Below are 22,374 nucleotides of genomic sequence, written 5' to 3'. Positions count from 1 at the left end.
GCGACAGACTTACATAATGTTAGAGTTTTATAAGGGGCGTTTGCTTTTTCACGTAACCGGTTTTACTTTTGACCCCATATGAAACGCACTCTGTTCCAGTTCCTAAACCTACTGATGGCCTGTGTCATACTGCTGAGCAGTACGGGCTTTGGGCTGGTGGAGCATTCGTGCCAGATGCGTGGTAAAAAGAAAACGATGGTTGTCGTTTTCAGCGATGCCAAAGCGCAAACGGGTTGTGCCGATCAACAACAAACGATGCCATCGGATCAGACGGTGTTGAAAAAAACGGATTGCTGCCAGGACGATCAGCGTTATGAGAATGTAGACGTAACCTCATCACTGAATCAGCTAGTTGCCAAATTCGTCAAGACACTAACCGAGTCTGTGTTAGCCGGTGTGACGGTGGTGCTGACATGGCTGGTTGACTGGATCTTCAACAAAAGTACATCGGTAGCGGTCAACGTTATCGATTCGTCCCCATCACGCTCGGGACGGGACATCCTTACTCTGATCAATACCCTTCTTATTTGATTCGTTGATAAAGCCGCTTTACCCATGTCACGCTGTCATGGGGACTATCGTGTTTTCCATCAATCAACGAACGCATGCGATTCATTCTTTTATGGGTTGCCCTACTGGCTATAACGCCAGCATGGGCTCAATCCGATTCAATAGCCAATAAACGATCCACCGACTCAACACAGGGAAACTCCGTTCGGGGAATCTCCATTCGGGGAACATCCGTTCGGGGAACCGTAAGCGAGTCTGTCAACAACAAACGAGTACCACTTGCCGGTGCGACCTTACGCTGGGCAAACACAACCAAAGGTACTGTAACTGATTCGCTCGGCCGCTTCGAACTGGCCGTAGAGACAGCGATCAATCAGCTGATCATCAGTTACGTAGGTTACCAATCCGACACGGTAACGGTAACCGATCCCGCTTCGGCACTGGTCGTGACGCTCCGGGCCGAACGAACCTTACAGGAGGTAACCGTTTCGGGGGCTCCAGGCCAGATCGACCGCATCAATCCCATTCAAACCGAACTGATCACGCAGCGCACCCTGGCAAAGGCCGCCTGCTGCAATCTGTCCGAAAGTTTCGAGACCAACGCGTCGGTGAGCGTGTCGTATAGCGATGCCGTTACCGGTGCCAAGCAGATCCAGTTTCTAGGTTTGGGCGGTCAATACGTACAAACGAATGTCGAGAATATCCCGACCGTTCGCGGATTAGCCACCACATTTGGGCTCAATTACATTCCCGGCACCTGGATCACAAGTATCGATGTGGGCAAGGGGGCGGGGTCAGTCGTGAACGGGTACGAGTCGATGAGCGGCCAGATGAACGTCGAGTTACAAAAGCCGGACGACAAGCAAACGCTGTTCCTGAACGGCTACGTCAATAGTTTTGGGCGGCTGGAAGGGAATGCCAACTGGTCGAAAGCGTTAACCAAAAAGTGGAGTGTGGGGGTGCTCGGCCATGCCAGCACGCTGCGTCGGGAGATCGACCAGAACAACGACGGCTTTCGCGATTTGCCCCTGTACACACAGGTCAACGCCATCAATCGGTACAAGTACAGCAGCGAGCGAGTGATGGCGCAGTTTGGCGTCAAGGCACTGTACGAGGACCGCGATGGGGGGCAGTTGTCCCGGTTCGGTACGTCGCGGTACAGTTTTCTGAACACGACCAAGCGGCTGGAATTTTTCTCGAAAACGGCAAAACTTTACCCCGATAAACCCTACAAAGGGCTGGGCCTGATTCTGAACGGCGTCCATCACGAACAGACGGCCCGGTTCGGGTTTGCCCCTTACGACGGTCGGCAGCAGACATTGTACGCTAACCTGATTTATCAGACAATCATCGATAACACGAACCACAGCATCAAAACGGGTTTGAGTTATCTGCTCGATGACTACCGCGAGAATTACCGAACGATCGCCACGGCGCGCACTGAATCGGTGCCGGGCGTATTTGCGGAGTACACTTATATTTATCCCGAAAAGCTGACGCTGGTAGCGGGTGGCCGGGTCGATTTTCACAATCTGTACGGCACCCAGTTTACCCCACGGCTTCATCTGAAATACAACCTGAGTGATAACCTGTCCGTACGGGCGTCCACTGGTCGGGGCTTCCGGGTGCCGAACCCACTGGCCGAAAACTTTGGGTATCTGGTGAGTTCACGGGCTATTTTTCTGACGGAACAAGTACGGCCTGAAGTGTCCTGGAATTATGGGCTTAGTCTCACCGATGACTTTCAGCTGTTGCGCAAAAAGGCGTCACTCACGGTGGATTATTACCGAACAAATTTTCAGAATCAGCTGATCGTCGATATTGAACATCCGCGCGAACTGTATTTCTACAACCTACAGGGGCCTTCGTTTGCGAACAGTTTTCAGGCTGAGCTGACTGTTCAGCCCGCCAAACGGTTTGAGGTAAAGGCGGCCTACCGATTGTTCGATGTGAAGCAGAGCATGGGTGGTCCATTCGGTGAGGAACGGCTACTGCCGAAGATGATGGTTAGCCGTGACCGCGTTTTGTTGAATGCGGGTTATGCACTGCCTTTCGATAAGTGGAAGTTCGATGCGACACTGCAATGGAACGGTCCTCGGCGGATACCGTATTTGCAGGAAGGCTACGTGCATACCACGTACGATAACATGCCAGTCGAGTTTTCGCCCGGATTTTATAACCTCAACGCGCAGGTTAGTCGGGCCTTTCGGAGTGGTTGGGAGATTTATCTGGGGGGTGAAAATTTGACCGGCTTTCGGCAGCAGAACCCCATCGTTGCGCCAAACGATCCATTTGGAACCAGTTTTGATGCGGGCGCGCGGGTGTGGGGACCCGTTACCGGGCAACTGGTATATGCTGGCTTTCGTTTCAAACCTCAACGTTAATTAGTATGACATTGACCATCCGAAATATGGTGTGCGACCGGTGTAAACGGGTTGTGCGCGAAGAGCTTGAAAAACTGGGCCTCACCGTCAATCACATAACGCTTGGGGAGGTGACTATTGCGGAGCTACCCGCACCGATCACCCGCGATACGATCCGGACGATGTTGCAGGCGAATGGATTCGATCTTGTCGATGATAAAAAGCAGTCGCTGGTTGAACACATGAAAGTGCTGTTGATCAATGAGATACAGCACCTGAAAGGGGAGCGGCTACCAACCGAGAACTACTCGACGTTTCTGGAGCGCAAACTTGGTTACGAATACTCGTACATGAGTGGCTTGTTCTCCGCTAATGAACAGTACACGGTCGAGAAATACGTCATTGCCTTGAAAATTGAGAAGGTAAAAGAGTGGCTGCGGTATGACGAACTGACATTGAGCGAAATGGCCTGGCGGTTGGGTTACAGCAGTGTACAGCATTTGTCGAATCAGTTCAAAAATGTGACGGGACAGACGCCGGGACACTTTCGGAAGGCCGCCCTCGTCGAACGGCACAGTCTGGACAAGGTCTTACAAAACGAACCGATGAAGGAGTAGACGAGCGCAAAAACGTGACTAGCCATCGCCCACTGGCTCCTTATAAACTCCAGCCGTAATTATGTAAAAACTGAATAGCCGGTGGTTAGTTATTTTGTCAGACCAATGGTGGTCAATAGACGATAAACTTACCGACGATTATGGAAAACATGACAATGACCGCACACGTTGACACCTGTTTCGATTGCGCTAAAGCCTGTGAAGAATGTGCCACCGCCTGCCTTGAATCGGGTGATGTTGACAGCAAAGGTCACGACATGACGGCCTGTATCAAACTCAGCCGGGATTGCGCCGATATCTGCACGCTATGCGGTCGCCTGGCAGCGCGTGGCTCGCAGTTTATGCAATCGTTCATGCAGGTATGCGCAGAAGCCTGCGAAGCCTGTGCCGCTGAGTGTGAAAAACACGCCGACCATTTTGCCCATTGCAAAGCCTGCGCCGAAGCCTGCCGGAAGTGCGCTGACGAGTGCCGCCGGATGGCCGCTTAATTCCAGACTGGGGTAGTCCTACTTACACCTATGCACTATCCCAGTTTTTTTCTAAATGACTTATGAGTAAACGACTTATATACGCCTTTGTGCTACTGACCTATAGCCTTGCCTTTGGCCAGCATCAACACCACGAAGGTGCACCCGGAGTAGGCAAAACGCCAACGATGACAATGCCCATGAAAGGTCAGTCCGGCGCAAAAACAAAGAACGATACGACAAAACCGATGGATCACTCGGGGCACGAGGGGATGCATATGGACGAGTCAATGGCCGGAATGCACGAGCTAAATTATGGCCTGACGATGGACACGACAATGTCAGGCAAATCCATGCCGGGCATGACGCACTCCCTGTCGCGTAACCTGCCGATGAACCGCAACGGGTCGGGTACGTCGTGGCACCCCGATAACACGCCCATGTACGCCTACATGACTCACCCGACACAAAAGGGGTGGAGCTACATGCTGCATTACGCCATCTACCTGCGCTACACGAGTCAGAATGCTACCAATGCCAACGGGCGTGGTCGGGCGCAGCAGCTTGGCGCACCCAACTGGTTTATGGGTATGGCGCAACGTAAAGTTGGACAGCGGGGGTTGTTTCAGGTGCGGGCCATGCTCTCGCTCGACCCGCTGACCGTTGGTAATGGTGGGTATCCATTGCTGTTCCAGACGGGCGAAACTTATAAAGGTCAGCCTCTTATCGACAAGCAGCATCCGCACGATCTCGTCTCGGAATTGTCGGTCAGTTACAGCCACGCATTCAGCAAAGACATTGACCTGTTCGGGTACGTAGGCTACCCCGGTGAACCGGCGCTTGGCCCCCCCGCATTCATGCACCGGATCTCGTCGTTCAATAACCCCGATGCGCCGTTGAGTCACCACTGGCAGGACGCTTCCCATATCCTGTTTGGCGTCGCAACGGTTGGGTTTCGGTATAAATGGGCCAAAATAGAGGGATCGACGTTCAAAGGTCGTGAACCCGACGAAAATCGGTACAACTTCGATAAACCCAAGTTTGACAGTTACTCCTATCGGCTCTCGATCAATCCATCGCCATCGCTGGCCTTCCAGTTTTCGCAGGGGTTTCTGACCGATCCGGAAGAAGCGCATCCCGGCGAGAACGTTACGCGGACAACGGCGTCGGTTTTACACAGTAAGGGATTGGGGCCGGCGAGTTACGTCACCTCTGCGTTGGTATGGGGTCGGAACAGCCATGATGGCACCGGCGAAAATTCGTTTCTCGCCGAAAGTAGTGTCCAGGTTGACCGATTCGCGTTTTATGGACGCTATGAAAACGTTCGCAAATCGGCTCAGGAGTTAAGCATTACGTTTTACGATAACCAGGGACTGCCACCAGACTATACCGGGGTTTTTGCCATCAACAACCTGACATTGGGCATGAATTACCGATTGGCACAGCGCCGTAACACGGATTTGACGCTTGGCGCGCAGCTAACGGGCGCTAAGCCGGACCGCATCTTGCAGAGGCTCTATGGCAACACACCGATCTCCGGACAGATTTATCTGCGCCTTTCGCCCAGCCTGATGACCATGAATAAAATGCATCGCATGAGCGGGCACCATTCTAATTAATTTTTCGTTTTCAGTTCACTATAAACCACTTACAGCCATGTTTCGTAACCTGTTCCTGACCGCCCTGACTTCGCTGATGATCGTGGGCAACCTTTTCGCTGGTGCACCAACCCGCGATGATAAAGAAAAAGAGGTCAAAATCAAAACATCGGCCATATGCAGTATGTGCAAGTCGCGCATTGAGCGTAATCTGACCTTCGAGAAGGGCGTTAAAGAAGCGGACCTCGACGTGAAAACGAAAGTAGTAACGATCAAATACAATCCGGCTAAAACGGACATTACCAAGTTGAAAGCGAACATCAGCAAAACCGGCTACGATGCCGAAGAAATCCCCGCTGATGAAGCAGGCTACAACAAATTGCCCAGTTGCTGCAAAAAAAGTGGCGGTATGGACCACCAATAAAAATATGGTTTGCACTAAAAGCGGCCAGACATCTTGAGATGTCTGGCCGCTTTTGCTATGGGAAAATCCCGAATGGATGAGTATGTGGAAAAATAGTGGCTGGTCGTCTTGAGCGTGTTGGTTGGATTGTCAACTGAATAAATCCTGCCTGGGCCATGCAGCATTATCGAGAGTAATGTGAGCGCCTGTTTGACTTCTTTAAGCCCGGCTTCGTCAGAATGACAAAGACACGCCAGTTGTAGCTTGCTTTGAAAAGTTTGGGCAGGCACTTAATCTTCCTCGACGTAATCCAGCTCTTTGGTGAAGGTTTCGTTGAGGTAGGAGAGGGCTACGAGGGCAACGCTTACCGTGGCCAGCCCTACGGCTAATGCACTGTAAACTGTTCCCAGCACAGGCTTTAATTGAATAAATAGCGCGCTTAACGGAATGGTGCCCCCCCGGACGAAATTCGGTACGGTAGTCGCTACGGTGGCCCGGAGGTTGGTGCCGAACAACTCGGCGGCAATGGTTACGAACAAGGTCCAGTAGCCATTCGCGAAACCGAGGCAAACGCAGATGATATAAAACCAGGTTGTATCGCGCACGGGTGCCAGTAGATAAATGAGCATAACGAGTAGCGAGAGTACCATGAACAGCCGGATGACTTTTTTACGGCTACGCATATACTGACTTAAAAAGCCGCTGACCAGATCACCCAGCACCTGGCCCGAAAAACTCAGCATAACGGCTTTCCCGGCAACTACGGGCTCGCTCAATCCCAGTGCTTTGCCCAGTTCCGGGGAGAACGTGATGAGAATACCTACCACAAACCAGATGGGTAATCCGACCAGAATACACTGAACATAGGTGGCCAGCCGGGAGCCGGACGTAAAGAGCATCAAGACGTTACCGCGCGGCAGCACCCGTTGCTTCATGCTGATGAACATGCCTGACTCCAATACGTTTACGCGCAGAACGAGTAATAGTAAGCCCATGCCGCCCCCGATAAAATAGGAGACACGCCATGCGAACAGATCGGCAACGAAGTAAGCCAGAATAGCGCCCAACACGCCCATGGTTGCCACTAGCGTAGTGCCGTAACCCCGAATTTCTTTGGGTAAAATTTCGGTGACGAGTGTAATGCCTGCCCCTAGTTCACCCGCCAGACCGATCCCGGCGATGAAGCGCAGCAGGGCGTATTGGGGTAGTGAGGTGACAAACCCATTGGCAATATTTGCCAGCGAGTAAAGCAGGATGGAGCCGAACAGCACGGATAACCGACCGCGTTTATCGCCCAGCACACCCCAGAAAATACCACCGATCAGCAAACCCGCCATTTGTGAATTCAGTAGTAAAATTCCTTCGTTGAGCAATCGATCGCCGTCAATACCCAGTGCTTTCAGGCTGGGCACACGAACGACGCTGAACAGAAATAAATCGTACATATCGACCAGGTAACCCAGCGCAGCCACCAGCACCGGCAGTTGCCAAAGCTGACTGATGACCGTACGATTGGTTGCCATTGGTTCAGGCGTAAGCAGTGGTTTCATGAGGTCAAATCGATTAGTGTTGGCACCGGTTCGCAGCTGTTTACAGGCCACGAACCGGTGCCGACCCTTGTTGACTATACTTTTTCCGGAACCAAAAAGGGAGCCCGGTATTTACGGGTGAGCATCTGATTGGCTTCCTTATCGCCAACGAACACTTCATTTTTGGGGTCGAAGTGCAGCGTACGACCTAACCGATACGCGATGTTGCCCAAATGCGCGATGCCTGACGATAGATGAGCCGTTTCGACCGGACCGTTCTGTTTTGACTTGTCCCGAGACCGCACGGCTTCGATGAAATTCGCGTAGTGATCGCCCCCTTCGTTGCGGGCCGGGCCGGGTGCCCGTTCTTTGCCGAGAAACGTTTTGTAATCCGAATAGCCGTTGATGACCATGTAGCCCTTGTCGCCGTAAAAAATGTTACCGATCTCGACACCATCTTCTTTGTTCGTCATCCAGGGGCGCACCTCAAACTGAATCACTTTGCCTTCTTTGGGGTATTTGTAGACCGAGGTAAGCGTTTCGGGCGTTTCCTTGCAGTCTTTCCAGAGAAACTTGCCACCCGCTGATGTTATCTCTTCGGGCAGTCCCACGTCCAGACCCCACATGCAAAGATCTGTTTCGTGGATGCCCTGGTTGCCAATGTCGCCATTGCCGTAATCCCAGAACCAGTGCCAGTTGTAGTGAACATAATTTTTGCTGAACTCCTTGGTCTGCGCCGGTCCCTGCCACAGGTTCCAGTTAAGCTCGGTGGGTACGGGGGAGGTGCCTTTGTTGCCGATATCGGGCCGCCATTTATAGACCAGGCCCCGCGCCATGTACACGTTCCCAATCAGGCCGTCGCGCAGGTGCTTGATGGCTTCCTGAATCGCTACCGAACTCCGCAATTGGACCCCGTGCTGAACAATCCGATTGTAGCGCGTCGCGGCTTCCACCAGTTTACGGCCCTCGTACAGATTGTGTGCCCCCGGTTTCTCGACGTACACATCTTTACCGGCCTGACAGGCCCAGATAACCGCCAGCGCGTGCCAGTGATTGGGCGTAGCAATCGTTACGGCGTCGATGTTTTTGTCGTCGTAAACCTGTCGCAGGTCGGCCATTGTCTGGACCTTTTTGCCGTACTTCTTCTCGAATTCAGCCGCGCCGGTTTGCAACACTGTACTATCCACATCGCAGAGCGTGACTACCTCTACGTCTTTCTGTTTTTGAATGCCCTGAATGTGATCTTTACCCCGGCCATTGATGCCGATGACAGCCACACGGATACGGTCGTTGGCTCCAAAGGCACTGGCCGGAATGAAAGTAGGAAGGCCGATGGTGGCCAGCGAACCGACTACCCCTGCCTTGAGGACGTCTCGTCGGGAAACTTGATTGGAATGCATGGTTCTAACGGATTTAGGAATAGGTATTGATAAACTTTATCGCCTTGATATGGAGCGACTTAAAAAAAGAGTTATAATCTTGGTAACGTCAACCCACCATCGACCAGAATGACCTGCCCAGTCGAGTAGGGGAAATCACCTCGGGCCAGCGCGGCAACGGCCCGGCCAACATCGTCGGCCAGCCCCCAGCGTTTCTGAACGCAAAGTCCGGACTCAAGCAACGCATCGTATTTGGCGGTAACGCCCGCCGTCATGTCAGTTTTTATGATACCCGGTCGTACTTCATAAACCGGAATGTTGTACTCGCCCAACCGAACCGCGAATAGTTGAGTGGCCATACTCAATCCAGCTTTTGCTACACAATATTCGCCCCGGTTAACGGAGGCTACAGTTGCCGAAACCGAGGACACGTTGATGATACAGCCCCAAAAATCAGCCTGTTGGCCCGATTGAGCAATCAGCCAGTTGGCGACGGACTGCGTCAGGAAATAGGGGCCCTGCAAATTGGTTGAGAGAACGTAGTGGAAGCTTTCTTCCGTTGCATCGAGAATGTCCCGTCGTTCGTTCGGGGCCACGCCTGCGTTGTTGACCAGTACATTCAGCCGCCCAAAATGGGATTTGATCCGTTCTACCATGGTTAACCTGGCTTCTGCCGACGCAATATCGCCGGGGCAGTAAAGCACATCGCTCCCTAGTTTTCGCAGGTCGTCCAGCGCATCGTTGACCGCTTCTTCGGGCCGCACTCCGTTGATCGCCAGGTCGAATCCCGCCCTGGCCAAGTGTTGGGCAATGCCATAACCGATGCCCCGGCTACCACCGGTTATGAACGCGACCGGACCGGTGCGATGGAGCGAGCGTTCCGTTGTGTTCACAGGCGTTCTTTTATGGCTTTGAGCTGACCGGCCTCGGGACTCTTCTTGTAGAGCGTATCCAGCGGATAGCAACCCGAAACCAGCCCGTTACGCGGAGCTGTGGTACAGTCGGAAAACGTGCGGCAAATTTGGTTGCGAACCAGCGAACGACCTGCAAGCAGATCAGCGGGCATGGTCGGATAGGAGAGAACCATACGCCCGAAACCGACGCTATCGGCCATGCCCGACCGCAAAACGTGCTGCGCCACATGGGGAAGCCACTCCTGTAAATACGAATAGCCCGACCCAATAAACACCAGCTCCGGGAAGGCCAGTTTTAGTGCGTAGGTCACGTCGATCTGACGCTTGACACCCAGCAGCGGGTCTTCGGGGGGCAGGTAGCCATCGGAGGGCGGAAACAGGGCCGGGCGCATCAGATGCGGATTGTAATAAGGGCTTCCACCCGTAATGCACACCAGCTGTATGCCGAGCGATTCGACCAGCGATAGCAATGCCTTGGTTTCGGTCAGGTCAGGCTCCAGTCCATTTGAGGCCCCGCCAAAAGCAAACGGGTAAGGCTCTATTGCTTCGGGAATACCGATGTCGGCGGGCCCTTTCCTGAATGGGAGCATATCGAATGCGCTCAAGCGAATGCCGATTTCCAGCCCAGGGGCTGCCTTGTGAATACCGGCAACGATGGTTCGCAGGTAGCGTGTCCGATTCTCGAATGAACCGCCGTAGCGCCCCTCCCGATGGACGGCACTTAGAAATTCGTGGCCCAGGTAACCATGACAATGTTTGACGTCCACGAAGTCGAAACCGGCTTTTTGCGCCAGTACAGCCGCGTCGACGTATTGTTCGATGACGCGGTCAATGTCCTCATCCAGCAGCGGTGGATAGTCAGCCGCCATGCCGAACTTGCTGTTTAGAATCGGGTGGCTGTACACGATCTTCGGCTCGAACGTTTTAGAACTGTTCGGTTTGCAGAAACGTCCGGAATGGGTAAGCTGGAGGCCAATTACCAAATCGTCGGTCGTGCCAAACGCTGCAGTGTGCTCCTCCAGAAGCAAGCGCCGTAGCGCCACAAAGTCAGCGAACGTCTCCTCGTTCAGGACTAGCTGATTCGGATTGGCCTTGCCCGAATGGCAGACTGCTACGGCTTCGCAACCGAACAACAGTTTAGCGCCACTGATCGCGAATTTCTGCCAGCGATTTCGGGTGAGGTCGGTTGGTCGGCCCTCGGTAGTGCCGTCCCAGCCTTCCATGGGTAAAATGCAAAGACTATTGCCAATTGTTTTGCCGGATTTAAGCGGAATCGATTGGTTGAACGGGCTTTCGGATGGAGGTACTAACGCTTCGTCAACCGGAAGGTCGATGTCGTTCGTTTGCAGATAATGGCGCAGGTCAGCCACCGTTTTTAGCTGGGCCATGCGGGGAAACCGGGGTTTATATTTCTCGCTCATCAGGCCAGGTTCGTTTCGGAGATCCGTGGTTCGGCAATCCCGTTAAAGAAGGTGTAGTATGGCTCGTTACGGATGATGCGCTGCACGTAAAGCGCGACTTCGCGGGCGTGGTAATCGCCCCACATGCTCGATTCGCCATAAGCAATCATACTGCCGGGTGGCACGTAGTCCCAGCCGTTGGGCCGGTGATAAATAGAATGCAGTATCAGCCCCTGGTGTGTTGGATCCGTGCTTAGATAGGGTGCCGCGAGAAGCGTATCGAGCACCGTTAAGCCAGCCTGCCAGTAGCGCCGACCAACATCGGGTTCACCGGCTGCCATCAGGTAGTTGCCCAAACGCAGTAACCCTTGTGCACCAATAGCCGCTGCCGAACTGTCAACCGGCTCCACATTGTTGTACGGGTCCGCCGGACGATTGAGGTAATCGCCCAGTCGGTATAAATTTGGCGCGCCCGTGTCCCAGTAGGGAATGCCGTCGGTGGGCGTTTGGTCAATGAAAAAATCGCAGGTGGCCGTTGCGGCTTTACGCATAAATGCTTCGATCGTCGTTCGTCCGCCGAACGGGTCAAGTTCGGCATCGCTGCGGGTGGCGAGCCACTCGAGTTCTTCGGCAAATCCGCACATGGCCCAGGCCAGTCCACGCGTCCAGGTCGTGAATCCGGAGTAACCCTGTTGCGAATTCGGACAGCGAAAATTGCCATCTTTCACATTGAACACACTTTCGTGCGCCGTTCGACCCCACACATCATAGGTATCGCGCCCTTCCCCGTAGAAGACCGCATAGTCGGCGGTGGCTTTCATGTGCTGAATTGCCCGGTCGAGCAGGTTGATTTTGACGTCACCTTCGCCCTGAAAAACATGGCCCAGCGCATGACTCAGCACCAACGCCCGGCACGAACGGATGGTGTCGACAAACAGGGAGTGTGGCCCGTTGAAGGAACTGATAAAACCCGCATCGGCTGTCTTGTTCTTTTTAAGGGTTGTCCAGCGGCTGGCCTGAACGGCTCCCGAAATTTTCAGCGCCAGTTCGTACACGTTTTTCTCCCAGGCATTGTACGGAATTCGGCCTTCCTGCATCAGTCGAAGCAGATTACCATACGTGCTGACGTTGTTGAAGCCATGATCGTGAACGCCGGTATGGCTGATGTGGGGCGCCATCCGGTTTAGAGTATTCTGGCGACCTATGTCCAGAAATTCGGATTCGTCGGTAGCATCAAACTGCAAAATTGCCGACCCAAACTGAAAGCCCTGCGTCCACTCGGTCCAGCCACGAGTAGTATACTGGCCCTGCACCGTGAAGACGGGTGAGCCTTTCGATAGATCATACTGTTGATTGATCAGCTGGATTTTCTGACCGGAGAGGGCCCAGAACTGATCAAGTTTTGCGGATAGATCGATGGGCTGTAATGAGTTGTTAATCTGCATACTGAGAAGAAAATGTGCAGGGTTAAGGCCGTGGGATAAGCCCGTTATAGTCCCAAAGTGCAGCATATAGCAATACCTACTATAAATCCATTTAAACACTGGAAAAATGCAGTACATGTGATCCGCGTTGTTCCATTATTGTGGCGATAAGTGATTGGCCTGTAGAAATCCCGGAAAGCCGATAGTGAACAAAACGACGGCAAAATCGTAGTTTGTAAAGCAATTGTTGAAATCATTCTATGACCTACGAAAACTCACGATCGTTTGCCCTGCAACTCGATGAAGCCGATTCGATCCGCCACTTCCGCGACCGTTTTCACATTCCTCAGCGCGACGGTAAATCCCTGATTTATCTATGTGGTAATTCGCTTGGGTTGCAACCGAAAACGGCACGGGAATCCTTGACCAAGGAACTCGATACCTGGCAAAATCTGGGTGTTGAGGGTTGGTTCGAGCAAACCACGGCTGCTGGGGCCGAAGGGGGTGAACAGCCGTGGCTAGGCTACCATGCTACCTGCAAAGAATCGCTGGCGCAAATCGTAGGCGCGGAACCGTTGGAAGTGTGTCCGATGAATGCCCTGACGGTAAATCTGCACCTGCTACTGGCTTCATTTTACCGGCCCGGCGTGGATTCGTCCAGCGTGGATTCGCCCGGCCGGTTTGCCGGCGCGGTGGGGTCGAGTGAGCATAGGAAATACAAGATCTTGACGATCAAAGGAGATTTTCCCTCTGATCAGTACGCGCTCGAAACGCACGTGAAGCATCATGGCTTGAATCCGTCGGATGCTATCATTGAAATAGCACCCCGCCCGGACGATGGGTTGATTCACACGACGGACATACAGCGAGCAATTGCTGACCACGCCGATTCGCTGGCGCTCATCTGGATGAGTGGCCTGAATTATTACACCGGGCAGGTATACAACATGGATGCTATCGCCCAAACGGCCAAGCGGTATTGCGTTCCCATCGGATTCGATCTGGCCCATGCGATCGGTAACGTGCCGCTGCGACTCCACGAGTGGGGGGTTGATTTTGCGACCTGGTGTTCCTACAAATACCTAAACGGTGGTCCGGGTGCCGTATCGGGCGTGTTCGTTCACCAGAAACACCATGACCAAAATCTTCCCCGGCTGGCGGGGTGGTGGGGCTATCGTGAAGACCGACGCTTCGAGATGACGCCCGGTTTTCTACCCGCGCCCGGTGCCGATGGGTGGCAGGTAAGTACGCCCAACGTTTTGGCGTTGGCCCTTCACCGGGCGGCTATTGCCATAACCGCCGAAGCGGGGATTGTGCCACTTCGGCAAAAAAGCGAACGGTTGACGGGCTATCTTGAGTACCTGTTGACGCCGTTTGACGACATACAGATTCTAACGCCCGACGATCCCAACCAACGTGGCTGTCAGTTATCGCTACTGGTACGAAAAAATGGGAAAGATTTATTTGCGTACCTGACCGAACAAGGCGTTGTTAGCGACTGGCGCGAACCTGACTGCATTCGACTGGCACCTACGCCACTCTACAACACGTTCGAGGAGGTTTGGCAGGTAGGGGAGATAATCAGACGTTATTTTGATAGGTAGCCTATCTTCGTAGACTGGTAAACAGACATACGCCGTATCTTCGAGATACGGCGTATGTCTGTTTACCAGTCTACAAAATACTCATTTACCAGAATGATGAGCGGCTACCAACTCCCTGATCATAGCTCACAACATTAGTCCGGCTTGTTGAACGCTACGTTGCGCTTCAAGCCTTCCAGTTTCGTGCGTTTCACCGCTGACCGGCGAAAAATCTCCCGAAACACATCTTCTGTAATTTCCTCCCAGTCGTTTTTGGTGAAAGCGGCCAGTTCAGGGTGTGGATCAAAGGCGGGTGTTTTGTGGGGTTTGGCGAAACGGTTCCAGGGGCAGACATCCTGGCAGATATCACAACCAAATGTCCAGTTCTCGAATTTTCCGCGAACGTCGTCGGGAATGGCTTCTTTTAATTCAATCGTGAAATAAGAAATGCATTTGCTCCCATCGACGACGTAAGGACCGACAATGGCGTCGGTCGGGCAGGCGTCGATGCAACGGGTGCAGGTGCCGCAGTAGTCGGTGATCGGACCGTCGGGTTCCAGTTCAAGATCAAGAATCAGTTCGCCAATAAAGAAGAACGAACCGATTTCGCGATTGATCAGATTGGTGTGCTTGCCCACCCAGCCCAGGCCGCCCCGTTTCGCCCAGGCTTTGTCCATGACCGGGGCCGAATCGACAAACGCCCGTCCGCCCACTTCGCCGATTTCCTGATGAATATAGGCCAGCAAATCTTTTAGTTTGTCTTTTATAACAAAGTGATAGTCAGTGCCGTAAGCGTATTTAGATAGTTTGTAATCGTCGTCGCCTTCGGGTAGTTTCTGCTCCGGATAATAATTGAGCAGGACCGTTATGACCGATTTTGCATCATCGACCAACAAACGGGGATCGAGTCGTTTGTCGAAATGATTGGCCATATAATTCATCTGGCCGTGCATCCCGTTTTTAAGCCACGTCTCTAAACGGGGTGCTTCTTCTTCCAGAAAATCAGCCTTAGCTATACCACAAAAATCAAAACCCAGTTCGCTGGCTTTGGCTTTGATCAGTTGCGTATAGCGGGTCCGGTGCATAAATACGGTAGGGTGAAGCGTGACGGGTAGGACGATAAACGGCTGATTGTTCCAAGCGAAGAACGATACTCCGGGCTTTTTAAATCCTGTACATGCTCCAATTTCTATAAATCATTGGCCTGACTGCATTAAGTAGTGTGTCAACTTGACAGGATATGCGGTTTTGGCCGGTCTTTTGCCCATCTTTGCATATGAATTTCTGGAAGCGAAATAGAAGCTCATCAATGGAAAATAAAGACACACTGGACGAAGAAACGTCCACCAATACACAACAACCTGACAATCTGACAACTGACGAAGCTGTTACTGTCAATGGTGGAGAGCCGGAAGTACAGGTAGAAGATGTTTCTGCCGAAGAAGTTACGGCTGAAGCTGAACCCGAATTGGCCGGTAAGGCTGACCAGGCCACCCGCGAAATCGCTGAGCTTAAAGATAAATACCTCCGTTTGTACGCTGATTTTGAGAACTTTCGTCGGCGCACCGCCAAGGAAAAACTTGAGTTGATCAGTAATGCCAACGAGGGGCTGTTGCAGGCGTTGATTCCGGTTGTTGACGATTTCGAACGGGCTATGCAATCCATAGAAACGACCGAAGATGTTACAGCCGTTAAAGAAGGCGTGTCGCTGATCTACGCCAAGTTATTCAAGGTGCTGGAAAGCAAGGGCCTCAAGCCAATGACGGCTAAAGGTGAACCGTTTAATGCCGATCTGCACGAATCGATCACGCAGTTCCCGGCTCCCAGTGATGACCTCAAGGGTAAAGTCATCGACGAAATTGAAAAAGGATACTATTTGAATGACAAAGTCATTCGGTTTGCGAAAGTAATTGTAGGAAGCTAATAGCGAACGAATGAACGAGCCAAGGAGTGCTTAAGGCGATTCCTTGGCTCGTTCATTCGTTCGCTCTTTGAATGTATGGCGACGAAGCGCGATTATTATGAAATATTAGGCGTTGATAAAAACGTCTCGGCGGAGGACTTGAAAAAGGCGTATCGGAAGATGGCCATCAAATACCACCCGGATAAAAATCCCGACGACCCCACCGCCGAGGAGAAATTCAAGGAAGCCGCCGAGGCTTACGACGTGCTCAACGACCCGCAGAAAAAAGCTCGGTATGATCAGTTTGGTCATGCGGGCATGAGCGGAGCGGCAGGTGGTGGCTATGGCGCTGGCGGCCCGACGATGGAAGACATCTTCAGCCAATTTGGCGATGTTTTCGGTGATGAGTCCCCTTTTGGCGGCTTCTTCCGGGGAGCGCAGGGTGGCGGTGGACGTCAACGCGTTCGTCGTGGTTCCGATCTGCGTATCAAGCTGAAACTGAATTTGCAGGAAGTTGCCAACGGCGTCGAGAAAAAAATCAAAGTCAAGCGGCACGTCAGCTGTACGACCTGTGGTGGCAACGGCTCCAAAAATGGAACGGCTGTGCAGACTTGTACGACCTGTAATGGCACCGGACAGACCCGTAAAGTGGTCAATACGATGCTTGGTCAGATGGTTTCCACGAGTACCTGTCCGACCTGTAACGGCGAAGGGAAACTGGTAACCGATCGGTGTGATGTTTGCTTCGGCGAAGGGCGTGTCTTGCAGGAAGACGTTATTCCTATCAAAATTCCGGCGGGTGTAGCCGAAGGTATTCAACTGTCGGTTGGCGGCAAAGGGAACGTTCCGCCCCGAGGTGGTGTGGCGGGTGATCTGCTGATCGTGATCGAAGAGGAGGAAGATGGCGATCTCAAGCGCGATGGCAACAATGTCGTGTTCGATCTGTACGTCAACTTTGTCGATGCGGCAGTCGGAACAAACGTCGAAGTACCGACCATCGACGGAAAAGCCCGGATCACGCTTGACCCAGGTACGCAGAGTGGTAAAATACTTCGGCTCAAAGGTAAAGGCATCAAAGAGTTGAACGGGTATGGACGGGGTGACCAACTTGTGCACGTAAACGTCTGGACGCCAAAAACACTGTCGTCGGAAGAGCGTTCGATGCTGGAAAAACTACGGCACTCACCGAATTTCCAACCGAAGCCGAATAAGAACGAAAAAGGCTTCTTCGACAAAATGAAAGATTTCTTTCACGGTTGAGCACGAACTGACTAGCATCAGCAACTGATTATATACAGCCAACCTAGCCCCGAAAGGGGCTTTTTTGGTTTTGCAGATCATACGTGAACACGTGTACTTATTTCGATAAACTACGGGCGGACTAATCGGTAACGAATCTGGCGGTTTTCTCTGAATAGATTGTTCTATTTTTGTGGACTATACCCGTACTAACGACGAATGCACTCAGTCAAATGAACTACAGACACTCTCTTTTCGCGCTGACTTTAGTAATGACGGCTTTTTCTCCAGATACTGACACGCCCCGCGTCGCTACCGCAAACGTAGCACCCTACGCGTCGAATCCTTTTTTCAGTACATACAACACCCCGTTTGGTGTGCCGCCCTTCGATTTGATCAAGCCCGAGCATTTCGAACCCGCTATCGACGAGGGGATCCGGCAGCAAACAGCTGAAATCGCAACGATCACCAAACAGACGGTAGCGCCCACGTTTGCCAACACCATCGAGGCCGTCGAAGCCAGTGGTGATCTGCTCCGGCGCGTCAACACGGTTCTGGGTAATCTCAACGGGGCTAATACCAACGATCAGTTGCAGAAAATTGCGCAGACGGTTGCCCCTAAACTGGCCAAGCACAGCGATGATATTATGCTCAATCCCGTGTTGTTTAGCCGGGTGAAAGCCGTTTACGAAGGTCGTAACAAACTCAAACTGGCGGGTGATCAGCAGCGGTTACTCGAAAAAATGTACAAGAATTTTGTGCGCAACGGGGCCGCCTTGACGACTGACAAACAGGATCGGTTGCGGCAAATCAACGGCGAACTGTCGGTGCTGACGCTCAAATTTGGGCAGAATCTGCTCGCCGAGAACAATGCCTATGCCCTGGTTATCGACAAGCCGGAAGATCTGAGTGGCTTACCTGCTTCGGTAGTAGCCGCAGCTGCCGACGACGCGAAAAAGCGTAAACTGGACGGTAAGTGGGTGTTCACTCTGCAAAATCCGAGCATCATGCCGTTTTTGCAGTATGCTGATAACCGGAAGTTACGGGAACAGATTTTCCGGGCCTACCTCGAACGGGCTAATCACAACGACGAGCACGACAATAAGTCGATTATGGCGAACATGGTAGCGCTCCGGGCTGAGAAAGCCCAGTTGCTGGGTTACGATAATCACGCGGCTTACGTGCTGGAAGAGAGTATGGCCCAAACGCCCGAGAAAGTCGCTCAGCTGTTAAATCAACTCTGGACGGCCACGGTCCCTGTCGCTAAGCAGGAAGCGGCTGACTTACAGGCGATGATGGATAAAGAAAACAAAGCCAATCCCGGCCAGAGCGAGAAACTGGCCAGCTGGGACTGGCGCTATTATGCCGAGAAACTGCGCAAGGAAAAATATGCCCTCGACGAGCAGGAACTTCGTCCTTACTTCTCTCTGGAAAGCGTGCGCGAAGGTATCTTCACGCTCACTAACCGGCTTTATGGACTTCGCTTCGAGCGTCGTACCGATGTGCCGGTCTACCACGAGGAGGCTACGGCTTACGAAGTGAAAGAGGCCGATGGGCGGCACATAGGGCTGATCTACATGGATTTTTACCCGCGGGCCAGCAAACGCGGAGGTGCCTGGATGACTAGTTACCGGCGGCAGGAAGTCGAAAACGGCAAACAGATAACGCCGGTTGTGTCGATCGTCTGTAACTTCTCGAAGCCGAGCGGCAACGCGCCCGCGCTGCTTACCTTAAACGAAACCAGCACGTTCTTTCACGAGTTTGGACACGCACTACATGGGCTGTTGTCGAATGTTCACTACGGAAGTCAGTCGGGTACGTCGGTTCCCCGCGATTTTGTGGAATTGCCGTCGCAGATTATGGAAAACTGGGCCGTAGAGCCCGAAATGCTAAAACTGTTTGCGAAACATTACCAGACAGGCGCGGTCATTCCGGATGCATTGGTTGACAAGATCAAGCGGAGCCAGCTGTTCAATCAGGGCTTCGAAACCAGTGAATACCTGGCCGCTTCGCTGCTGGATATGGCTTACCATACACTGAAACCAGGGCAGGCTCCGTCGGATGTACTGGCCTTCGAGAAGCAGGCAATGGACAAGATTGGCCTGATCGATCAGATTCCGCCCCGTTACCGGAGCACCTACTTCCAGCATATCTTCTCGGGTGGTTACTCGGCTGGTTACTACAGCTACATCTGGTCGGCGGTGCTGGATGCTGATGCGTTTGAGGTGTTCAAGCAAAAGGGATTGTTTGATCCGAAGTCGGCCCAATCGTTCCGGAAGAATATTCTGGAACGGGGCGGTACGGACGATCCGATGATGTTATACCGCAAATTTCGGGGTGCCGAGCCCGACATCAAGCCGTTACTCCGCCGACGTGGGTTACTCAAGAACGTGTAGTACTGAGGCTTCAATACAGCAAAAGCCGCGTCAGTTGACACTGAACGCGGCTTTTGTGTTTTTATATGACTTAATTTTGCTAAGGCTGTCCACCTCCACCTGCTGCACCGTACACCTGTCCCGTGGCGTAGCTGCCATCATTGGCTGCCAGTTGAACATAAATAGACGCCAGCTCAACGGGTTGTCCAGGACGGCCCAGCGGAGTATCCCCGCCAAACGTTTTTAGTTTTTCCTGGGTGGCACCACCACTGGGTTGCAACGGTGTCCAGATCGGGCCCGGTGCTACACCATTTACCCGTATGCCTTTTGGACCAAGCTGCTTAGCCAGCGACTTGACAAAATTCATCGTAGCCGCTTTCGTTTGAGCATAGTCGTACAGGTTAGCCGAAGGATCATACGCCTGTTCGGAGGTAGTGCCGATAATGGACGAGCCGGCTGGCATGTGCGGTAGTGCCGCTTTGATAATCCAGAAAGGCGCGTAGATATTCGTCTTCATCGTGGCATCGAAGTCTTCCGAGGTTAGCTCCAGAATGGATTCGCGCTGTTGCTGACGGGCCGCATTACTGACCAGAATGTCTAACCCCCCCAACCCTTTCACCGCTTCATCGACCAGTCGTTTACAGAACGCTTCGTCGCGGAGATCACCGGGAATGGCAATCGCCTTGCGGCCTTCTTTCTTGATCAGGTCAATGACCTCTTTGGCATCGGATTCCTCAGCGGGCAGATAATTGATGGCTACATCGGCTCCCTCACGGGCATAGGCAATCGCGGCTGCCCGACCCATTCCCGAATCACCGCCGGTGATCAGGGCTTTCCGACCCGTTAAGCGTCCCGATCCTTTGTAGCTGGTTTCGCCATGATCGGGGCGGGGGTCCATCTTACTCGCCAGTCCCGGCCACGGTTGGGGCTGGGCTTTGAAGGGAGGTTTTGGGTATTTGGTCGTTGGATCGACAAGGGCTGCCGGAGCGGTTCCCGTTGTGGTCTGGTTTTCCGAATTGGCAAAAACCGCTGGTGCTATTACGGTAGCGGCTAAGCTGCTGCCGATGCCACCAATGATCTGGCGTCGGCTCAATTGATTCTCATTCATGTTGGTTGTTTTCAGACGTTGAGTAAATGAATTAGTCTTTTTAAACGATAGTATGCCAGTAGGCTACTGGGGTGAACGATTGGTAGAAGGGTAAGGTTAGATTTTTGTTTTTTTTGCGGCCATAATTTACCTAGGGTTTGAAAAAGAGCGTGGATATGACTTTTAACCAGCGCGTTCTGGCTGATCGAGTGTACCGCTGATGCATAAGTGTTCACCGTCACGAACGGTGAATCTAAGTTTAGCTTGCCGTTGCTAGTTGATTGACTATCAATAGGTGGGGAGCCGTAGTTTTGTTAACTTGACTACGTTTGAATGAATCGGTGAGGCATCAATAGCGAGCCGGTACCTTCACTAACCCTTTTAAAAACTAATCGCATGTCAACGACACAACCAAAACCAATCGGTAACGCTCAGTCCCCGACCATACGATCAGCCTTGCTGGTGGGCAGTCTGCCTTTCGACAGTGATGAAGATTGTATGGAACGCGCCTTTGACGCGCTCGGGCCAATGCTGTTTTGCCTGCCTGATGGGGAGGTGGGAGAGAAGACACCCGCCTTTCCCAAGGGTAATCGTACGGCCTGGGTAGTCTATGCCATTGAGAAGCTGACCCAGGACAAAACGAGTTGGCAGATCGTTAAAGAACCCATCCGAGGGGCCGATGGTATGGCTGTTGACTACGATAGCTTTCAGAAACTCAAGCCCCTATACTCACCGGCTGATATGCCCCAGCATGTTCGCCTGGGCTACGATGATTTCTTTCGACGCAATTACCCAACGTTTACCCGTTTAAGGGAACAGCATGAACTACCAGATCTGAAATTTCAGGTGGGTGTGCCAACCGGCTTTGCGATGGGCTTTGCTTTCGCCAGCCCCCTTACCTGGTTGCGCTATACGTACGCGTTCAACACCGTTATTGCCCGCGAGGTCAACGCCATCCTGACCGAAGCCGGTCAGGATGTAGTGATTCAGCTCGAAGTACCTCCCGAACTGTACGCTGCCTATAAATTACCAACACCGCTGCTGGGTCTGGCGCTGAAGCCAATTCAGGATTTACTGCGAAAAATCAACCCAGGTGCCCATATTGGTATTCACCTCTGTCTGGGTGATTTCCATAACGAAGCGTTGGTGCACCCCAAAACACTGGACAAAATGGTGGCGTTCTCTAATCGGTTAGTCCAGGAGTGGCCCGCTCAGCACACGCTGGTTTACATGCACTACCCATTTGCTGAAGGTGTGGTGCCTCCCTCTGTGGATGCTGACCATTACACTCCGCTCAAACAGATTCGACTCCCGGTGGGTACTCGCTTTGTAGCCGGGTTTGTCCACGAAAAACGTACGCTGGCTGAGAACAGACTCATCCTTGACAGCATTGAGCGTGCCAGGGGCCAGTCGGTAGATATAGCCTGCTCGTGCGGATTAGGCCGCCGAAGCGCTAGTACGGCTACCGAGTTGATGGCCCTGATGGCTGAGTTGGTTAACGCTGAATAGTGGAATCCCAGGAATCTGCCCGTTTTCGATCTGATCAAAGCGGAAGAAAAAAGCTACAAAAAAGCCCAGACCTG

General features: G+C 52.6%; 18 protein-coding genes. 11 read left to right on the top strand and 7 right to left on the bottom strand.

Features of this window, described 5'->3' with window-relative positions; all coding sequences use genetic code 11:
- Positions 1 to 78: 78 nt before the first annotated feature.
- From GK091_RS14895 to GK091_RS14870, 6 genes are all read left to right on the top strand, one after another.
- Positions 79 to 531 carry an HYC_CC_PP family protein gene (locus GK091_RS14895; protein WP_164039704.1) on the top strand — a complete coding sequence of 151 codons (453 nt, stop codon included), beginning with the start codon at positions 79 to 81 and terminating at the stop codon, positions 529 to 531.
- Positions 532 to 605: 74 nt separating this feature from the next.
- Positions 606 to 2,894, top strand: a complete 2,289-nt coding sequence (locus tag GK091_RS14890; protein ID WP_164039701.1) for a TonB-dependent receptor — start codon at positions 606 to 608, stop codon at positions 2,892 to 2,894.
- A gap of 5 nt (positions 2,895 to 2,899) precedes the next feature.
- Positions 2,900 to 3,490, top strand: a complete 591-nt coding sequence (locus GK091_RS14885) for an AraC family transcriptional regulator (protein ID WP_164039697.1) — start codon at positions 2,900 to 2,902, stop codon at positions 3,488 to 3,490.
- 140 nt (positions 3,491 to 3,630) lie between these two features.
- On the top strand, positions 3,631 to 3,978 hold the full coding sequence (locus GK091_RS14880; RefSeq protein ID WP_164039694.1) for a four-helix bundle copper-binding protein: 348 nt from the start codon (positions 3,631 to 3,633) through the stop codon (positions 3,976 to 3,978).
- Positions 3,979 to 4,040: 62 nt separating this feature from the next.
- Positions 4,041 to 5,576 carry a hypothetical protein gene (locus GK091_RS14875; protein ID WP_164039692.1) on the top strand — a complete coding sequence of 512 codons (1,536 nt, stop codon included), beginning with the start codon at positions 4,041 to 4,043 and terminating at the stop codon, positions 5,574 to 5,576.
- A gap of 37 nt (positions 5,577 to 5,613) precedes the next feature.
- A complete protein-coding gene (locus tag GK091_RS14870) occupies positions 5,614 to 5,979 on the top strand; it encodes a heavy-metal-associated domain-containing protein (protein WP_164039689.1) in 366 nt (121 codons plus the stop codon).
- A 269-nt stretch (positions 5,980 to 6,248) separates the two neighbouring features.
- Here GK091_RS14870 and GK091_RS14865 read toward each other — a convergent pair whose 3' ends face one another.
- The 5 genes from GK091_RS14865 to GK091_RS14845 form a co-directional block, all read right to left on the bottom strand.
- Positions 6,249 to 7,508 carry an MFS transporter gene (locus GK091_RS14865; RefSeq protein ID WP_164039686.1) on the bottom strand — a complete coding sequence of 420 codons (1,260 nt, stop codon included), beginning with the start codon at positions 7,506 to 7,508 and terminating at the stop codon, positions 6,249 to 6,251.
- A 74-nt stretch (positions 7,509 to 7,582) separates the two neighbouring features.
- Positions 7,583 to 8,887 (bottom strand): Gfo/Idh/MocA family protein, encoded by a 1,305-nt coding sequence (locus GK091_RS14860; RefSeq protein WP_164039683.1) that lies wholly within the window; start codon positions 8,885 to 8,887, stop codon positions 7,583 to 7,585.
- Between the two features lie 71 nt (positions 8,888 to 8,958).
- Positions 8,959 to 9,759 (bottom strand): 3-ketoacyl-ACP reductase, encoded by an 801-nt coding sequence (locus GK091_RS14855; protein ID WP_164039681.1) that lies wholly within the window; start codon positions 9,757 to 9,759, stop codon positions 8,959 to 8,961.
- Positions 9,756 to 11,201, bottom strand: coding sequence for an oxidoreductase (locus GK091_RS14850; RefSeq protein ID WP_164039678.1), 1,446 nt, complete (start codon positions 11,199 to 11,201; stop codon positions 9,756 to 9,758). Before GK091_RS14850 ends, GK091_RS14855 begins: the two co-directional genes overlap by 4 nt.
- Entirely contained in the window at positions 11,201 to 12,625 is a 1,425-nt protein-coding gene (locus tag GK091_RS14845) for a glycoside hydrolase family 88 protein (protein WP_164039675.1), read from the bottom strand. The genes GK091_RS14850 and GK091_RS14845 overlap by 1 nt, the downstream gene beginning before the upstream one ends.
- 239 nt (positions 12,626 to 12,864) lie before the next feature.
- Here GK091_RS14845 and kynU point away from each other — a divergent pair, with 239 nt between their 5' ends.
- Positions 12,865 to 14,208, top strand: a complete 1,344-nt coding sequence (gene kynU / locus GK091_RS14840; protein ID WP_164039672.1) for a kynureninase — start codon at positions 12,865 to 12,867, stop codon at positions 14,206 to 14,208.
- 134 nt (positions 14,209 to 14,342) lie between these two features.
- Here the strand turns inward: kynU and queG are convergent, their stop codons facing one another.
- Positions 14,343 to 15,272: a tRNA epoxyqueuosine(34) reductase QueG gene (gene queG, locus GK091_RS14835; RefSeq protein WP_164039668.1), complete on the bottom strand. Its 930-nt coding sequence runs from the start codon at positions 15,270 to 15,272 to the stop codon at positions 14,343 to 14,345.
- 224 nt (positions 15,273 to 15,496) lie between these two features.
- Here queG and GK091_RS14830 point away from each other — a divergent pair, with 224 nt between their 5' ends.
- The 3 genes from GK091_RS14830 (at position 15,497) to GK091_RS14820 (ending at position 19,725) form a co-directional block, all read left to right on the top strand.
- A complete protein-coding gene (locus GK091_RS14830) occupies positions 15,497 to 16,111 on the top strand; it encodes a nucleotide exchange factor GrpE (RefSeq protein WP_164039663.1) in 615 nt (204 codons plus the stop codon).
- Between the two features lie 75 nt (positions 16,112 to 16,186).
- Positions 16,187 to 17,350 (top strand): molecular chaperone DnaJ, encoded by a 1,164-nt coding sequence (gene dnaJ, locus GK091_RS14825; RefSeq protein WP_164039656.1) that lies wholly within the window; start codon positions 16,187 to 16,189, stop codon positions 17,348 to 17,350.
- Positions 17,351 to 17,562: 212 nt separating this feature from the next.
- Complete coding sequence (locus GK091_RS14820; protein WP_164039652.1) at positions 17,563 to 19,725, top strand: M3 family metallopeptidase; 2,163 nt, start codon at positions 17,563 to 17,565, stop codon at positions 19,723 to 19,725.
- A 79-nt stretch (positions 19,726 to 19,804) separates the two neighbouring features.
- Here the strand turns inward: GK091_RS14820 and GK091_RS14815 are convergent, their stop codons facing one another.
- Positions 19,805 to 20,812, bottom strand: a complete 1,008-nt coding sequence (locus GK091_RS14815) for an SDR family oxidoreductase (RefSeq protein ID WP_164039649.1) — start codon at positions 20,810 to 20,812, stop codon at positions 19,805 to 19,807.
- A 375-nt stretch (positions 20,813 to 21,187) separates the two neighbouring features.
- Here GK091_RS14815 and GK091_RS14810 point away from each other — a divergent pair, with 375 nt between their 5' ends.
- A complete protein-coding gene (locus GK091_RS14810; protein ID WP_164039647.1) occupies positions 21,188 to 22,300 on the top strand; it encodes a hypothetical protein in 1,113 nt (370 codons plus the stop codon).
- Positions 22,301 to 22,374: the final 74 nt, after the last annotated feature.

It is taken from the genome of Spirosoma agri (genome assembly GCF_010747415.1).
Lineage (GTDB): Bacteria > Bacteroidota > Bacteroidia > Cytophagales > Spirosomataceae > Spirosoma > Spirosoma agri.
This window is presented reverse-complemented; position numbering and strand designations above follow the sequence as displayed.